We start from the raw sequence: 16,452 nt of genomic DNA on the forward strand, positions 1-16,452 counted from the left end.
TCACCCCCGAAGGGGATCCGCTTGCTTCCCGCGCTCGACTTGCATGTATTAGGCACGCCGCCAGCGTTCGTCCTGAGCCAGGATCAAACTCTCCATAAAAGTAGTTTGAATAGCTCATGTTTGCACTAAAATAGTGCGCGTTGTTCATTTCCTCATATAATGAAGAAATTGATTTGACGTACTGGTTGGTTCGTTCAGTTTTCAAAGATCAAATTAAAACTTAGGCCTGTCTTTTATCGACAGTAATAGAATTTTAGCACATTATCGAAGAAAATGTCAATAGTATAATAGATATTTTCTTCAAATGGCTTGTTTGGAAAAACTTTCGCTCAAGAAGCGACAAAAACTATATTACAGATTTTCTTTTTAATTGTCAACACTATAAATGATTTTTTTAAGATGATCTTACAAAAGCAAATGGAGCTGTCCTCAAACTTAGCTGGACAACTCCATACATTTATTATGCAGACGTAACATAATAGATATTTTTCTTTCTTTTTTTCCGAAAAATATTTGCTGCGATTCTTGCTCCCCGTACATCATCACTTATGACAAGTACGTCCTTTTGACAATCAAAATGTTCCTTTAATGCCCGCGGCAAGTAACTAAGCGGGATATTTTCTGCACCCGGATAAGGCGAACGGTGTGCAGAAATATAATCACGGATATCTATAACACAGAAACGCTCATCAATGACAATTGGTTGCTCGATTCTTTTAAGGTTCCACCTTGGGACAGCATACCGAGTGACAACCACAATTGCCAGGCTTGCAAATAACGCAATCAATAATTCCACTTTCCATTACCCCTTCTATCTATTTAGGTTGGGTTTCCCCGTCCCAGTTCATCATACCGCCTTCTAAGTTGCGCACCTTGAAGCCCTGTTGATCCAGGTACTGGGCAGCATTCATACTGCGTCCACCAGAACGGCAAACCATAATATATTCCTGATCTTTATCTAAATTATTTGCAGCTTCTGGAATATCTCCTAAACGAATGTGTTTTGCTTGCGGGATCATTCCTTGTGCTACCTCATCATCTTCTCGAACATCGATGATTTGTACATCTTTATTTTCTTTTATCATATCTTGTACTTCTTCTGGTTTATATTCATGAATAGCCATCTTGCATTCCTCCTTAAGAACTTTTACCTTCACTAATTTTAAGCAATTTTTTCATAATGTCAAGGGATAGGTGCCGGGGTATGAAAAGCTTATTCACTTATACTATATCTCATTTACCTTTACATTAAACAAAATATAGCTGAGCGAGCCATTATTAGGCTGCTCAGCTATATAATCAATTAGCCACGATATTGACAAGTTTCCCGGGAATAGCGATTACTTTTCTGACTGTCTTTCCTTCCAGCCACTCTTGGACCTTTTCATGCTCAATCGCTTGTTTTTCCAGATCTTCTTTAGAGGCCTCTTTTGAAACTGTCATCTTGGCACGTACTTTGCCCATTACCTGAATAACAATTTCCACTTCATCTTCGACCAATTTAGACTCATCATAAGTCGGCCATTCCTGATAAGCTATTGTACCTTCATGGCCTAACTTTTCCCATAACTCTTCTGCGAGATGTGGTGCTACAGGAGAAAGAATTTTCACAAAACCTTCTATATACTCTTTTGGCAATACTTCCGCTTTGTAACCTTCATTCACAAACACCATCATCTGGGATATTCCGGTGTTAAAACGTAGTTCTTCAAAGTTTTCGGTCACTTTTTTGACTGTTTCATGATAGACCTTTTCCAGCGTCTTATCTGAACTGTCTGTCACCTTATCGGATAATTTCTCACCTTCTGCCACGATCAAACGATAGATACGATCAAGGAATCGGCGTGCGCCATCCAATCCATTAGTCGACCAGGCTACAGAGGCATCAAGCGGTCCCATGAACATTTCATATAAACGAAGAGTATCTGCTCCATGGGAATCTACGATATCATCCGGATTAACAACATTCCCTTTAGACTTACTCATTTTTTCGTTATTTTCCCCAAGTATCATTCCTTGGTTAAATAGTTTCTGGAATGGTTCTTTGGTAGGGACCACACCAACATCATATAAAACCTTATGCCAGAAACGTGCATACAATAGGTGTAATACAGCGTGTTCTGCTCCTCCGATGTAGATATCGACCGGCAGCCATTTCTTTAGTTTATCGTAGTCGGCCAGTTTTTCATCATTTTGAGGATCAATATAGCGTAGATAATACCAACAGCTGCCTGCCCATTGTGGCATGGTATTCGTTTCCCTGCGCCCTTTCATTCCTGTGTCTGGATCTGTTACATGAACCCAGTCATCAATATTAGCTAATGGGGATTCCCCTGTACCAGATGGCTTGATTTCTGTCGTTTTCGGCAATACCAATGGAAGCTCTTGCTCGGGCACAGCTGACATGGAACCATCTTCCCAATGAATCATCGGAATCGGTTCACCCCAATATCGCTGACGGCTGAATAACCAGTCTCGCAGGCGATAGGTCGTCTTCTTCTCCCCTTTACCATTTTCAACAAGCCACTCGATTGCTTTTTGAATGGCTTCTTCTTTATCAAGCCCATTCAACATTCCGGAGTTGATGTGTTTGCCGTCTCCGGTATAAGCTTCTTTCTCAAGATCGCCGCCTTCAACAACGGCTACGATCGGTAAGTCATATTTATGTGCAAACTCATAATCACGTTCATCATGAGCTGGTACTGCCATGATCGCGCCACTTCCATAAGTCATCAGTACATAGTCTGCCACCCAGATCGGTACCTTATTGCCATTAATTGGATTAATTGCGTAGGTCCCTGTAAATACACCGGTTTTATCTTTAGCAAGATCGGTACGTTCCAAATCACTTTTTGCTTTTGCAGTTTGTAAATATTGATTTACTTCAGTCTTTTGGGTATCTGTTACAATTTTTTCCACAAGTGGATGCTCAGGTGCAAGTACCGCATACGTAGCTCCATATAGTGTATCCGGGCGTGTGGTGAATACATCGAAGCTTTCGTCGTAGCCATCAATATCAAAAACCACTTCCGCTCCTTCTGACTTTCCAATCCAGTTGCGTTGCATATCTTTAATGCTTTCCGGCCAATCGAGCTCTTCTAAATCCTCGAGGAGACGATCTGCATATTCCGTAATCTTAAGCATCCACTGCTTCATTGGGCGTCTTTCCACAGGGTGGCCGCCACGTTCGCTTTTCCCATCGATTACTTCTTCATTAGCTAATACTGTACCAAGTGCAGGACACCAGTTGACCGGAACTTCATCCACATAAGCCAACCCTTTTTCATATAGCTTAAGGAAAATCCACTGTGTCCATTTATAATAATCCGGATCAGTAGTATTGACTTCACGATCCCAATCATAAGAAAAACCTAGTGCTTTAATTTGACGGCGAAAATTATCGATATTCTGTTTAGTAAATTCAGCTGGATCATTTCCAGTATCAAGGGCATATTGTTCAGCAGGAAGGCCGAATGCATCCCAACCGATCGGATGAAGCACTTCATATCCTTGCATCCTTTTCATACGGGAAACAATGTCTGTCGCCGTATACCCTTCCGGATGGCCGACATGCAGTCCTGCTCCCGAAGGATATGGAAACATGTCAAGTGCGTAGAATTTCTTTTTATCGGATGAAGCATCAGTCTGGAAAGTTTTATTACTGTACCAGTAGTCCTGCCACTTCTGTTCAATTTTCTTATGGTTAAAAGCCATAGCTTTTCCTCCATTCTTTTTTTAAATATAAAAAAAGCCTCTCATCCCATAACTGGGACGAGAAGCTTGTATTCCCGCGGTACCACCCAAATTGACGTATGACACGTCCTCTTCAGCATCGATAACGGCGATGAGCCGGCAAAAGCTACTTGCATTCACTTCTGCAACATCCAAGGTGAGTTCATCAGTTACAAGGCCAGCTTACACCTGCCGCTGACTCTCTGAATTTCTTGCAGGCTGATTACTATTCCTCTTCCAAGTCGTTGTATGAATATATCTATCCGTATCTTAATGAAACGTGCGGGCTTTGTCAAGCAATGGCAAAAGGAGTCACGTAGCGATATCTCTTTTTGTAAAGGAAAAATGGCTGATTAACAAAAATACAAGCAAATAGAGCATCAACACTGTTACAGAAAACAGCGGGCTGATTCCTTCTATCATGGGCTTAGGCTGTAAATATTGGCTTAAGTCCGTATGTGTGAACAGATAAAACTTGACGAACGCGTATTCTCGAAACAAGAATACCAGTTGCTGACCAGTAAACATAAGGAAAATCGACAATCCAATCGCTAAAGCATTGGAACGTGACAAGGTGCCAATCATGAAAGCGAAGGAAGTCATTATAATCATATTTACAAAAGCTAGACCATATAACTGAAGGGATTCCGTCCAAACCGACTGTTCCACGATTTTATCTCCAACCATAGTAAGCAATACACCATCTCCTCCATCAAGGAAGATAAGTCCTCCAATGATGGCAGCAAGATAGGTGATAAGCGCTAACGTAAGAGAAAATAATAATGTAGTGAAGTATTTTGCCCACAATATTTTCCCTCTTTTTACAGGGCGGATCGTCAATAATTTGATCGTTCCCCACGTGAACTCTGAAGCGACAATGCCAGAGGCGATGATGACCGTGAATAACACAGCAAATGTAATATTGCTTTTGGAGTCCAGTAGATATTGAGTAAAGCCTGTATGTTTGGGAGGAGGGATATCTTCCTCAAGACGGTGCTGGGCAATAGCCACCTGATCTTGATAATACATTTTTTCCTCCATATTTTCCGACCGAGCTGCTTGCTGTTCATATGCAGTCAGTTGCTGACTGACTTGTTCCTCCCATGGTGTAGATTGACTTTGTTGATTACTACTCCAGCTGCTTATAAAAGCAAACAAAAATACAGCGCCAATTAAAATAGCAATAAGAATATAAGTGCTGTTCCTTTTAAAGATTTTCATCCACTCATTCCGAATAAGACGTATCATTTCAGACAATTTGCTCCCCTCCAGTCATTTCTAAGAATTCTTCTTCCAGTGTTTTTTTATGAGGAATTATTTCATAAACATCGATTCCATTTTCTATGAACGTACGATTAATGTGCGCTGCCTGTTCTTTTTCCAGGTTAATCATTAAGCGGTCATCGATTATTTCTACTTCTATATCTTCGTAATTATCTTTTACTATTTGCCTTGCTTTCTCTTTATTAGATACTTTAAAAAGACAGGCTTTCCGTTTGTCCTGTTCACTCCCCTGTACGGATCGTATGGTGATCAACTTGCCTTGCTGGATGATCGCGATACGGTCGCACATCAATTCGATTTCTGAAAGCAAGTGACTGGATACCAATACAGACACACCATCTTCAGCTGCTATTTTTCTTAAATACATGCGGAATTCCCTTATGCCTGCAGGGTCAAGTCCATTTGTCGGTTCATCAAGAATCAAGAACTTAGGTTTATGAAGAATAGCTTGCGCAAGTCCTAACCGCTGCCTCATCCCAAGAGAATAAGCTTGTACTTTATCATGAATTCTTGCCTCTAAACCGACCTGCTTCACTACTTCATTAATACGCTCTTTGGAAATATTGCCTTGCAAACGCGCAAAGTGGACCAGGTTTTGATACCCAGACATGAATTTGTACATTTCAGGATTTTCGACGATTGCACCGACCTGAGAAATGCTTTTTGTGTAATTTTTGTTAAGATGATATCCATCAATGATCACTTCACCGGAGGTTGCCTTCATTAAGCCCACCATCATCCGGATCGTCGTTGTTTTTCCTGCTCCGTTGGGTCCTAAAAAACCAGTTACCTGCCCAGGGTAAAGATCTAAACTCAAGTCATCAATAATTGTTTTACTACCGATTTTCTTCGTTAAGTTTTTCAGTTGGACAACCGGCTGCTTATTCATATCTAGTTCCTCCTTCATATAATCGCTTCATCCAATCTACGACACTCATTTGATATTCCATTCGGATGTTATCTGTAGATTGCTGTCCCAGTACTTTTCCTTCTCTCAAAACGACCACTTCATCAAGTAAAGCCTCAATTTCATTAATATCATGGGTAGTGATAATCAAGGTCTGGATTTGTAAATCGATATATTGAATCACACCCTGAACAATCGAAGTGCGCACCATCGGGTCAAGCCCTGAAAAAGGTTCGTCCAGGAGAATATATGGTGCATTCCTGGCAAGAGTGACTGCCATTTTTACTCTTCCCCTATTCCCTTTGGAGAGATGTTTGATTTTTTCATCATCCTCTATATGCATAAACCTGAGGATGTCCCTCGCTTTCTCGCGTTGAAAATCCGGAAACTGACTTTCGTAGAAATCCACCAGCTGGTCCACCGTGAAAAAAGGATAGAATTGATCGATATCCGACATATAGGCTACCTTCGTACTTATTTTGCGATCTGCCTGCTTTTCATCAATAAGTACTTCTCCATTAGTCGGCTGCAGCAACCCGGCTATCAGCTTAAGCATCGTTGACTTTCCACTCCCATTTTCCCCAATAACTCCAATAATCTTCCCTCGTGAAAAGGAAACATCTATATCATCTAAAGCCTTTTTCAACAAATACTTTTTTGATACATGCTGCAATTCAATCATCGTTTTCCTTCCTTTCCCCCTGGTACTGCGAAAGTCCCTCGACCATTTCATCTACAGTGAACCCCAGTTTGCCCATGTCTTGTACAAAGGCTTCTATATACAACTGCTTCATTTCCGTGCGGAGGTCTTGTAGGCGCTCCTGGTTTTCTGTGACGAAAGTACCTTGCCCTCGTTTTGTTTCTACGATTCCTAAATGCTCCATCTCCCGGTAAACTCGTTGCATCGTATTCGCATTCACCCCGGTCTCTACTGCAAACTCTCTTACGGATGGTAATTTATCGCCAGCAGTGCGATCACCTCGGATGATTTCGCTGGAAACTTTATCGATCAACTGCTGGTAGATTGGCTTATCCGGCTTGAAATCCATCACCATGACTTACACCTCTACCTTTCGATCTATCAAAACAATGCTGAGAATGTATAAAACTACAATAGCCAGCACCCAGGCCACTACCTCGCCAAGCTCTAAAGGAATACCTCCAGACATATCTCCATGAACCGTCACTCCAAACACACTTAAAAGATCACTAGAAACGCTTTCTATTTTAATTTTCGTATCTCCCCATCCGACTAATTGTTCGTAAAAAGCTGAAGAACGAATCGTAGAAGTGATGCCAGTGATAGCTACAAATAAAATAATAGAAATAACGATACTGAGACCACCGAGGTATGTTTTCAATACTTGATGGATGACCCATAAGAACAATAACAATACCGCCAGTAAAATAGCCTGACCTAAAATAAACATATTTGCGATTAAGGCAACCAGGAACAATTCACCAAATGTTAAAACCACCCATTGCTTGGCGGTGAAAATAGTTATAAGACCGAATATCGTCATTGAAACCATCATGAATAATAATGATTGGATAAACTTAACTCCGACAAGCATGGCTGAAGATTGGGGGCTGTGAAGAAACAATTGCAGCTGGTCAGCTTCCCGATTCAAGCTGTAAATGAGCAAAGCCGATAAAATGAACATATGGAGTACGAGTACTACCCCGGTTATCATAAACATTCTAGCCTCTTGCAAGGAACCAGATACACCGATTGCAAACACCAAACCCACAATCAATACGACGAAGTAATAAACTTTCATCATTGCCCATTCTTTTTTCCATAAGCCAATAAAAGCTTTTCCTCTCACAGAAACCATCCTTTTTGTATTAGTGTACTAGTTAGATAGTACACTAATACAAAATTGGAAGCAATAGCATTTAAGCAAAAGTCTCCACTAAATGTTGGTATTAATTTTTCATAAGAGGTTTATTCAATTATAGGGCCGAATAATGGAACGCTCGATTTCGAGATATTGTTAGAGTTTAGGGGCTCCGGGAAACGATTCGCTTTCCGTGGGCGTGTGCTGAGTCTCCTCAGGCTTCGCCTTGCGGGGCCTCACCTATCACTCAGCTCCCACAGGAGTCTCACCGTTTCCCTACGCCCCTAGTCATGGGAAGTTCTCGAAATCATGGTTATGGAATCGCCCTATGATGTTGAAAAAGACAGTGGCCTCCTTATATCCTTTATAAATTCGTAGGGATGAAGCTTTAATTTTGCACTATTCTTTTTTTGAAGGGTCCGTTTAGTACAAAACTGACTGGATGGGCAGGGAAACGACGAGACTCCCGCGGGAGAAGGGGCTAGGCGAGATCCCGCAGGGCTTTAGCCCGAGGAAGCTTGCCAGGTCCCCCGCAGGAAAGCGAGTCGTTCCCCGGACCATCCCATTCCTCTCATGGTAACGGACCCAAATATCTCGAAACTGAGCCTTCAAGTAAAGGGAGCTTTAGCTGCAAAATTAACAATGAGATTTAACGAAGCCAAGCACAAAAAAACGGCCGGAGCGGCCGTTCCCTACTTACCGATGTTCCAGATCATTTTCATCAAGAATCATATCATTCAGACATTGACTGACTTGCAAATGCAGCCGATGTAATTGATCCTTTTGCTGATGGTTGGCACTATGCATCAATTTATCAATTTCCATCTCCGTCTGTTCCAAGCTTTGTTGTGCTTCCGTATAACTGGCTGTCATCGGATAGCCATTCTGGTTGGCAAGAGACAATTCATATTTTGCCTGCTCTAACCGCTGTTGTGCCTCCTGGATCATCGTTTCGATTGACGCTCTTGTCGCCATAGCAATCACCTCATCCATTAGCTTGGTTAAAAGTTACTTTTTCATACGTGGATATTGGTAGTAGCATCGATCAATGCTACAATTGATTATCATCAATTTTCGGGAAAGAGGAATTAGAATGACTTTAAAAAAAGTGCTTGCTTTTGCTCATGACTTAATGAAGTCAGCCATCAGGGAAGGCGATACTGCCGTGGATGCTACTTGCGGAAACGGCCATGATACACAGCTTTTGAGCAGGCTGGTTGGTGAAACAGGACATGTTTATGGTTTCGATATCCAGGACTCCGCTATTATCACTACACGTGCAAAATTGACAGAGACCCAACAGGAACAGGTTACACTCATTCAAGACAGTCATGATAAAATCGGAAGGTATATGAAACATGAGCATGTCACCTCTTTGAGAGCAGCTATTTTTAACCTTGGCTATTTGCCAGGGAGTGACAAGTCCATAGTCACAACCCCGAGTTCAACATTGGCTGCCGTAGAACAGCTGCTTGAACTCCTCCAGCCCGAAGGCGTGATCGTATTAGTGGTTTATCACGGTCATCCTGGAGGCAAGGACGAAAAAGACCAACTGTTAAAATACGTGCAAAACTTAGACCAGCATTCATTCCACGTACTGCAATATGGGTTTATCAACCAGAGAAATGCCCCACCGTTTGTACTGGCAATTGAAAAACGAAAATAAAACCCGGATAGTCGCTTACAGCGATTTTCCGGGTTTCAACATATGATAGATCTTTGTATTATAATGAAAAAACTTCGCCTTCCTGCCACTGACTTTTAATAAGTCACGCACAAATGTCTTTGCATTTTGCAATCTGCTCACCTTTCGATCAGCAAGATACATCCCGACCAACCCTTCCTGAATCATTCCATGAAAGGCAGGGTCAGGCAGCAGTTTAGTCCTTGCTTTTGTTTCTTTCACAAAATATACAAAGCGCTGTCTCATTTCCTCGTCAGTTTCGTAATAGGAACAGAAATTGAGGTCACCTTCTATTTTATCCTCCTGTTGGTCAATATAATAATCCAACAAAATATGCAGACCTTGTAAAAAAGGAAAATAACTTTCGGCCACTTTTTTGGCAAGGACTTCATTCATTTTTCCGCCTAGTGTGTAAGAAACGAGGCAGAAGATTCCAAGTGTCGATCCAGTACAAGCAGAAAACTCATACCACTTCAGTTTTTTTCCAGCCTCGTATTGGGAGAACCATGTTTGCAGCCTTGGAATCCTCTCTTCCTCCACCACGTGCTTATGTACTTGAAGATCATTATATAAATTTCCCAGCTGGATGACATGCGGATGAGATATATGATAATCATTCGGCTTAGCTAATACGTACTGGCATGTTAGTACGAGCGATTCAAGATAGCCGCCATCATTTTGATCTTCCCGGAACTGGTAATAATTTTTCACAGGATTTCCCGGAGTCAATGCATCGGTCATTGCTTGATGAAGCATGCGAAAATCTTTCGGATCCATGGAAGTGCTGCGGTCACAAAGGTTGTCCAAATAATCGCTGATGGTTTGATAGGCCACAATGAATTTGACTGCCTGTTTCCACTCATCTGCAGCTAACAAGCTATAGATAGATCCGCCTTCACAATGAAATGTCTTTGCAGAAATACTTGCTAATGCCTGCTTGCGCAGTTCCGGGTTCGGGATGGCTTTCGCTTTTGTAATCCAGCCATCAAGCTCCTTATGAACTTGTGGAAAGACGCTTCTATAAACATTTATCATCATCATCCAGGGATTTGCAGGTGTACGTACAGCCAATGGTTTCACCCCTCCTTGCGCCCGGTTTCTTCCGCTTTCTGTTTCATGAATACTACAATATGTCGGAGAACCGAGTCTCGTTCTGGCTCATTTAAAATTTCATGATATAAGTTTGCCCATTCTCTATAACTTTTTTCACTAATATCCAATTGATTGAACCATCGTTTCGTCTCTTTGATATCCACCATCATATCCTCTCCAGCCTGCACGACTACTGTCGGCACATCCGGAAAATCAGAAAGTCGTTTGAATGCAAGGTTGATGGCTCGTACAAATTCCCAATACCACCGTACTGAAACTTTTTCCAGTATCAATGAGTCTCCTTCATCTGCTTCGATGACTTTCTCGTTGCGAGTCACTTTTTCAGTAACGATTGGAGCTTCCACTTTATATTTAGGATAGACCGCGTCAAGAACACGAGAGACCAGCTTCACCGACTTCCTTGGTTCGTTTAATATGCCAAGCCCAGGTGAAGATAAGATGACTCCCTGAATCTCCGGATGCCTCTCTTCCATCGTGCGGATTGCTACCAGGCCACCCATGCTGTGGCCCAAAAGAAATACCGGCAGCCGAAATTTTGCTGCCTCTTCCAACCAAAAGCTTACTGTATCAATATATTGATCAAAACGGTCGATATGACCACGGCGTCTTGTCGATTTCCCCTGACCAGGCAAGTCTCCATATACGACATGAAGACCTTGCTGTTGAAAAAGTGAGGCTATTTCATCGTATCTCCCTGCATGCTCAAAAGCACCATGGACGATCACTACCACCCCTACAGCGTCATCCGCGTACACTTTTTTCATCGGTTACTCCCCTTTATCAGCCATCGAATTTGCTATACTGTTAATAACTATATTATAAGGGGGATACCCATGTTTTGCGAATATAAAGGAAAGCACCCGAAAATTGCATCCTCCGCTTACATAGCAGAAGATGCAGTCGTTACAGGAGATGTCACTATCGGAGAAAACGTCAGTGTTTGGTTTAAAACCGTCATACGCGGCGATGTAGCTCCAACTTACATAGGGGATAATGTCAACATCCAGGACTTAAGCATGCTCCATCAAAGTCCGGATAACCCACTTATCTTGGAAGAAGGTGTTACCGTCGGACACCAGGTCACCCTCCACTCTTCTATAATAAGAAAACATGCCTTAATAGGGATGGGGTCACTGGTTTTAGATGGAGCTGAAATTGGAGAAGAGGCGTTTTTAGGTGCTGGGAGTCTTGTTCCTCCTGGCAAAAAGATTCCTCCACGGACACTGGCATTAGGGCGTCCAGCTAAAGTCGTCCGCGAACTTACCGAAGCGGATTTTGCAGAAATGAAAAGAATTCGCAGGGAATACGTCGAAAAGGGACAATATTATAAAAACCTGCGCAATAGTGAACAGTGACATTAAAAAATCCCTCCAGCAGTCGCCGGAGGGATTTTATTTGCTTAATAGCAAAGTTGTATAATTATCTCGTAAACTTGTAGCCAACAACAAAGTTTTAAATGAAGGTCAACTTGCTTTCAGGTTTATCTTCATTGATCAAGTCTTCAATAGGATGACGGCGTTCTACAAAGATTTGATGCCACAACATGAACATTAAAACGGTCCATATCTTCCGGCTGTAGTCTCCTTTGCCCTGACAGTGAGCTTCCAGTAAATCAAGTATATACCCTTTATTAAGGTATTGATCCGTTTCACTTTCATGAATCAGCATTTTTGCCCAATCATATAATTCATCCTTCAACCAATGCCGGATTGGAACCGGGAAACCAAGCTTTTTACGATCCAATACGTGATCTGGAACGATTCCACGAGAAGACTCACGTAAAATACTCTTCGTGGTCCCGTTGGCAATTTTCATATCGACAGGTATAGACCTTGCCACATCGAAAACTTCCTTATCCAGGAAAGGCACGCGTAATTCCAATGAATTTGCCATGGTCATTTTATCAGCCTTCAGCAGAATGTCTCCGCGCATCCATGTATGAATATCAACATACTGCATTTGATTGACTAAATCGTATTTACCAGCTGTTTGATATAAAGACTCTGTCACCTGCTGATAATGGAAATTACGATAGTTGCGAATGAGTTTCTGCTTCTCTGCTTCTTCAAACATTTTTGCATTTCCAATATACCGGTCTTTCAAAGGTGTAGTTCCTCGTTCAAGAAAGCTCTTCCCTTTAACTCCTTCAGGCAGTATTTCAGCTACCCGACCCAATAAATGTTTGGCCGGTTCAGGTATAGATTGAAAGACTTTCAACGACTCAGGCTCGCGGTAAATATTATATCCACCAAATAATTCATCCGCGCCCTCGCCAGAAAGAACGACGGTGACATGCTTCCGTGCTTCCCTTGCAACAAAATACAAAGGTACACAAGCCGGATCAGCCAGGGGGTCGTCCATATGATACATAATTTTCGGGAGTTTCTCGATATACTCTTGAGGAGTGATCGTATATGAGATATTCTCTACTCCCAGTTTGTCAGCTGTTTCTTTAGCCACATCGACTTCTGAATACCCCTCTCGCTCAAATCCAACAGAGAATGTCTGGATGCCAGGGTTGTATTCTTTCGCCATCGCTACAATCAAGCTGGAATCGATGCCCCCGGATAAAAATGATCCGACCGGCACATCACTTCGCATATGTTTGGATACAGAATCATACATAGCATGTTGAATTTGTTCAATCCAGCTATTTTTCTCCATTAACTTCGGCTGGAAAGTTGCATGCCAGTATCTTTCAAATGTTAGTTCCTCACCTGGCTTTTGGATAAAATAGTGACCAGGAGATACTTTCTTGATATCTTCTGTCATCGTCCATGGTTCTGGAACGAATTGAAAACTTAAATAATGGTGCAATGCTTCAATGTCGACCTGCTCGCTATCTTTCACGAGAGTAAGACTTTTCTTTTCGGAAGCAAAATATGTACCATTATCATCTGTGGTATAAAATAACGGTTTAATACCAAACGGATCCCGTGCTCCATATAACGTCTGTTCTTGTTTGTCCCAAACCAAAATGGAGAACATGCCGCGCAAATCGCTGAAAGCCTGTTCACGCTTGTGATGAAACAAAGCTGTAATGACTTCAGTATCGGACTCGGTTGTAAATTCAAATCCCTGGTTTTCTAAATCCTCTCTAAGTTCCACATAATTGTAGATTTCTCCATTGAACACTATCCAATAGCGCTCATTTTCATAACTTAATGGCTGTTGCCCGCTTTCTATATCGATGATACTTAGACGACGAAAGCCCAAAGATATATTTTCATCGTGATAGAACCCTTCATCATCGGGCCCACGATGGGTAATATAATTGTTTTGTCTCTGAAAAGTTTCTAGCTCTTCCTCATTCATTTTACTAGGCTGATTGCGAATCAACCCTATGAAACCACACATAATCGGCCCCACCTTTTTTCATATTTTCTACATATTGACTGTTAAATTATAACACAAAAATCATTAACGATATTCTGTATTTTCCCATCTGTACACATGGTAAACCTAACCAAAAAACGGACCAAACCATTGGAGGCATGATCCGTTTTTCCCTATTCTTCATCTTAATCATTCAGTAATTTTTTGAGTTCTTCTGCTTTATCTGTCTTTTCCCAAGGAAATGCGATATCCGTTCGGCCGAAGTGACCATAAGCAGCTGTGTCGCGATAAATAGGGCGACGCAGGTCAAGCATTTTTATAATGCCTGCCGGACGCAGGTCGAACAATTCACGTATTTCGGCGACTAAACGCTCCTCGCTGACTTTACCAGTCCCAAACGTATTGATGGAGATAGATACTGGCTGTGCAACTCCAATAGCATAAGCAAGCTGCACTTCACATGCGTCCGCAAGGCCTGCTGCTACGATGTTTTTGGCAACATAACGAGCAGCATAAGCAGCGGAGCGGTCAACTTTAGTTGCGTCCTTTCCACTGAAAGCACCACCGCCGTGACGAGCATAGCCTCCATAAGTGTCAACAATGATTTTACGGCCAGTCAACCCGGCGTCTCCTTGAGGGCCGCCAATGACGAAACGACCTGTAGGGTTAAGGAAGTACTTGGTATGTTCATCAATCAACTCGCGTGGAACTACCGGTTCGATAACATGTTTTTTCAAATCCGTCTGAATTTGTTCCAATGCAATCTCTTCTGCATGCTGAGTTGAAATAACGATCGTATCAACGCGCATTGGTCGATCATTTTCATCATATTCAATGGTAACTTGCGTCTTTCCATCAGGGCGGAGATAGTCTAAAGTACCATCTTTACGTACATCGCTTAAGCGCTTGGAAATTTTATGGGCAAGTGAAATTGGAAGCGGCATAAGTTCTTCCGTCTCATTATTCGCGTAACCGAACATCAACCCCTGGTCACCAGCACCAATTGCTTCTATTTCGCTGTCACTCATTTTCCCTTCACGGCTTTCCAAGGCCACATCGACACCACCAGCAATATCTGGTGATTGCTCATCGATCGCAGTAAGTACAGCACAAGTTTCGGCATCAAAACCGAACTTAGCTCTTGTATAGCCGATTTCTTTTATTGTTCGACGTACAATACTTGGGATATCCACATACGTACTAGTTGTGATTTCACCTGAAACCAGGACAAGTCCCGTAGTAACAGTTGTTTCACAAGCCACACGGGCATTAGGATCGTGTTTTAAAATTTCATCTAAAATAGCATCAGAAATCTGATCACAAATTTTATCAGGATGTCCTTCTGTGACAGATTCCGAAGTAAATAACCGGCGATTCACAGGCATGCTAACAAACTCCTCCTTTATTATGTGCACAAAAATTAGACGGAACTTCTCTCCCAGTACGAATGGGAAACCAACCATCTCTTCATTATATTTTTATAACTCCCCGTATCAGGGAAGTTCGATTTATGTTTTATAAAAAAAGAAAAACCCTTCCTATTGATGAGGAAAGGGGGTCTGCTTCCTTTCGCTCTTATCGTTCAAGGAGTGTTCCTTGCTACAGGTTAGCACCTTTTCACATTTGTGATGGTTGCTGAGGTTTCATCGGGCCTGTCCCCTCCGCCGACTCTGGATAAGAGAGTATCCGTTCGCACTATATCGTAACCAAATCCCCCGCTGTTGTCAATTAACTACTTCGATTATGCAGGTTGCAACTTCCATTCGAACACTTCCCTTTAAAGAATTTATATCGGTTCTTAGCTATCCAGCTGTATAAAGGTTTTCCCACTAAAGACATTCCAGGAAGACTGCCTAACAATCCAATGGGAGCTGTAAGCGGGGAGTAACGGAGCATAGTTACTACGGCATGATAACCTTTCTGCTTTGTTCCACCACTTTTTATAATATGGATTTCCTGTTTGATTGCCGCTTCTTCTTCTTGTGACAAATTAGTTTCCTTTTTATAAGCTTGCAAGGATTTCCAATGAAAATTGTGACACCAGTCCAGTCGCTGAAATATTCTTTTTGACTGTTGGCAAAGATAACATTGAGCATCATATAGCACGATAAGTTTCAATCCATATTCCCCCTTTCTTACTTATCATTGTTGATTTTGCAGCTAAAGCTCCCTTTACATGAAGACTCAGTTTCGAGAGAAACTGTTTCCATTATGGTGGTGAGCGTTTGGAGGTCCGGGAAATCACTCGCTTTCCATAATATGTGTAAATGATTCTACCTGCCGATGTTTCCGTTTCTCTTATAAACGCAAGGAGGACCGGACAAAGAGGGCTTGTTTCCTGTATCATTGGGCGTTGTCATGCAGTGAATGTAGAAGTATCTTCTTATAAAGTAGAGTTCGTTCATCAAAAAACGGATAGGGTGGCGGGGAAACGGTGAGACTCCCTCCGGAAATGTTGATACATCAAGGGTTGTAACTTGTCTTTTATCTTTCAAAAAAATTTTTGCCTACAATTATCTGTCGGTTTATTCCTTTTCTTCAATTTTAAGGAAAAC

At 41.9% G+C, this 16,452-nt stretch carries 16 protein-coding genes, 1 rRNA gene, 1 riboswitch and 1 other annotated feature; of the genes, 2 read left to right on the plus strand and 15 right to left on the minus strand.

What is annotated here, in order from left to right:
* The 10 genes from ACGTN9_RS20770 to ACGTN9_RS20815 form a co-directional block, all read right to left on the minus strand.
* Positions 1-99: ribosomal RNA gene (locus ACGTN9_RS20770) — 16S ribosomal RNA — on the minus strand; the annotation flags it as partial.
* A gap of 361 nt (positions 100-460) precedes the next feature.
* Positions 461-796: a rhodanese-like domain-containing protein gene (locus ACGTN9_RS20775; protein ID WP_499596427.1), complete on the minus strand. Its 336-nt coding sequence runs from the start codon at positions 794-796 to the stop codon at positions 461-463.
* 19 nt (positions 797-815) lie between these two features.
* Complete coding sequence (locus ACGTN9_RS20780) at positions 816-1,124, minus strand: rhodanese-like domain-containing protein (RefSeq protein ID WP_093045832.1); 309 nt, start codon at positions 1,122-1,124, stop codon at positions 816-818.
* A 175-nt stretch (positions 1,125-1,299) separates the two neighbouring features.
* Positions 1,300-3,714, minus strand: coding sequence for a leucine--tRNA ligase (gene leuS, locus ACGTN9_RS20785; protein ID WP_499596429.1), 2,415 nt, complete (start codon positions 3,712-3,714; stop codon positions 1,300-1,302).
* Positions 3,715-3,764: 50 nt separating this feature from the next.
* Positions 3,765-3,981: a binding site (T-box leader), on the minus strand.
* Between the two features lie 63 nt (positions 3,982-4,044).
* Entirely contained in the window at positions 4,045-4,980 is a 936-nt protein-coding gene (locus ACGTN9_RS20790; RefSeq protein ID WP_499596450.1) for an ABC transporter permease, read from the minus strand.
* A 1-nt stretch (position 4,981) separates the two neighbouring features.
* Positions 4,982-5,905, minus strand: a complete 924-nt coding sequence (locus tag ACGTN9_RS20795) for an ABC transporter ATP-binding protein (protein WP_499596431.1) — start codon at positions 5,903-5,905, stop codon at positions 4,982-4,984.
* Positions 5,898-6,605, minus strand: coding sequence for an ABC transporter ATP-binding protein (locus tag ACGTN9_RS20800; protein WP_499596433.1), 708 nt, complete (start codon positions 6,603-6,605; stop codon positions 5,898-5,900). The genes ACGTN9_RS20795 and ACGTN9_RS20800 overlap by 8 nt, the downstream gene beginning before the upstream one ends.
* The gene (locus ACGTN9_RS20805; protein WP_499596435.1) at positions 6,598-6,978 is read right to left on the minus strand and encodes a GntR family transcriptional regulator; all 381 of its coding nucleotides are present in this window, start codon (positions 6,976-6,978) and stop codon (positions 6,598-6,600) included. The genes ACGTN9_RS20800 and ACGTN9_RS20805 overlap by 8 nt, the downstream gene beginning before the upstream one ends.
* Positions 6,979-6,981: 3 nt before the next feature.
* Complete coding sequence (locus tag ACGTN9_RS20810; RefSeq protein WP_499596437.1) at positions 6,982-7,752, minus strand: hypothetical protein; 771 nt, start codon at positions 7,750-7,752, stop codon at positions 6,982-6,984.
* A gap of 708 nt (positions 7,753-8,460) precedes the next feature.
* On the minus strand, positions 8,461-8,757 hold the full coding sequence (locus tag ACGTN9_RS20815) for a DUF2524 family protein (protein WP_499596438.1): 297 nt from the start codon (positions 8,755-8,757) through the stop codon (positions 8,461-8,463).
* Between the two features lie 100 nt (positions 8,758-8,857).
* Between ACGTN9_RS20815 and mnmM the strand changes: the two genes are divergently transcribed.
* Positions 8,858-9,430, plus strand: coding sequence for a tRNA 5-(aminomethyl)-2-thiouridylate-methyltransferase MnmM (mnmM, locus tag ACGTN9_RS20820; RefSeq protein WP_499596440.1), 573 nt, complete (start codon positions 8,858-8,860; stop codon positions 9,428-9,430).
* Between the two features lie 15 nt (positions 9,431-9,445).
* Here mnmM and ACGTN9_RS20825 read toward each other — a convergent pair whose 3' ends face one another.
* Both ACGTN9_RS20825 and ACGTN9_RS20830 read right to left on the minus strand, forming a co-directional pair.
* Positions 9,446-10,519 (minus strand): tetraprenyl-beta-curcumene synthase family protein, encoded by a 1,074-nt coding sequence (locus tag ACGTN9_RS20825; protein ID WP_499596441.1) that lies wholly within the window; start codon positions 10,517-10,519, stop codon positions 9,446-9,448.
* A gap of 5 nt (positions 10,520-10,524) precedes the next feature.
* Positions 10,525-11,325, minus strand: a complete 801-nt coding sequence (locus ACGTN9_RS20830; RefSeq protein ID WP_499596443.1) for an alpha/beta hydrolase — start codon at positions 11,323-11,325, stop codon at positions 10,525-10,527.
* Positions 11,326-11,394: 69 nt separating this feature from the next.
* Between ACGTN9_RS20830 and ACGTN9_RS20835 the strand changes: the two genes are divergently transcribed.
* On the plus strand, positions 11,395-11,916 hold the full coding sequence (locus tag ACGTN9_RS20835; protein WP_499596445.1) for a gamma carbonic anhydrase: 522 nt from the start codon (positions 11,395-11,397) through the stop codon (positions 11,914-11,916).
* 97 nt (positions 11,917-12,013) lie between these two features.
* On the opposite strand, the gene asnB is transcribed toward ACGTN9_RS20835, so the two are convergent.
* The 3 genes from asnB to ACGTN9_RS20850 form a co-directional block, all read right to left on the minus strand.
* Entirely contained in the window at positions 12,014-13,918 is a 1,905-nt protein-coding gene (gene asnB, locus ACGTN9_RS20840; RefSeq protein WP_499596447.1) for an asparagine synthase (glutamine-hydrolyzing), read from the minus strand.
* Positions 13,919-14,082: 164 nt separating this feature from the next.
* A complete protein-coding gene (gene metK, locus ACGTN9_RS20845) occupies positions 14,083-15,282 on the minus strand; it encodes a methionine adenosyltransferase (RefSeq protein WP_499596448.1) in 1,200 nt (399 codons plus the stop codon).
* 187 nt (positions 15,283-15,469) lie between these two features.
* Positions 15,470-15,578, minus strand: a riboswitch (SAM riboswitch).
* A 47-nt stretch (positions 15,579-15,625) separates the two neighbouring features.
* A complete protein-coding gene (locus ACGTN9_RS20850; protein ID WP_499596449.1) occupies positions 15,626-16,015 on the minus strand; it encodes a thiol-disulfide oxidoreductase DCC family protein in 390 nt (129 codons plus the stop codon).
* Positions 16,016-16,452 lie beyond the last annotated feature (437 nt).

The sequence above is a fragment of the Halobacillus sp. B23F22_5 genome (assembly GCF_043497085.1).
Taxonomy (GTDB): Bacteria; Bacillota; Bacilli; order Bacillales; family Halobacillaceae; genus Thalassobacillus.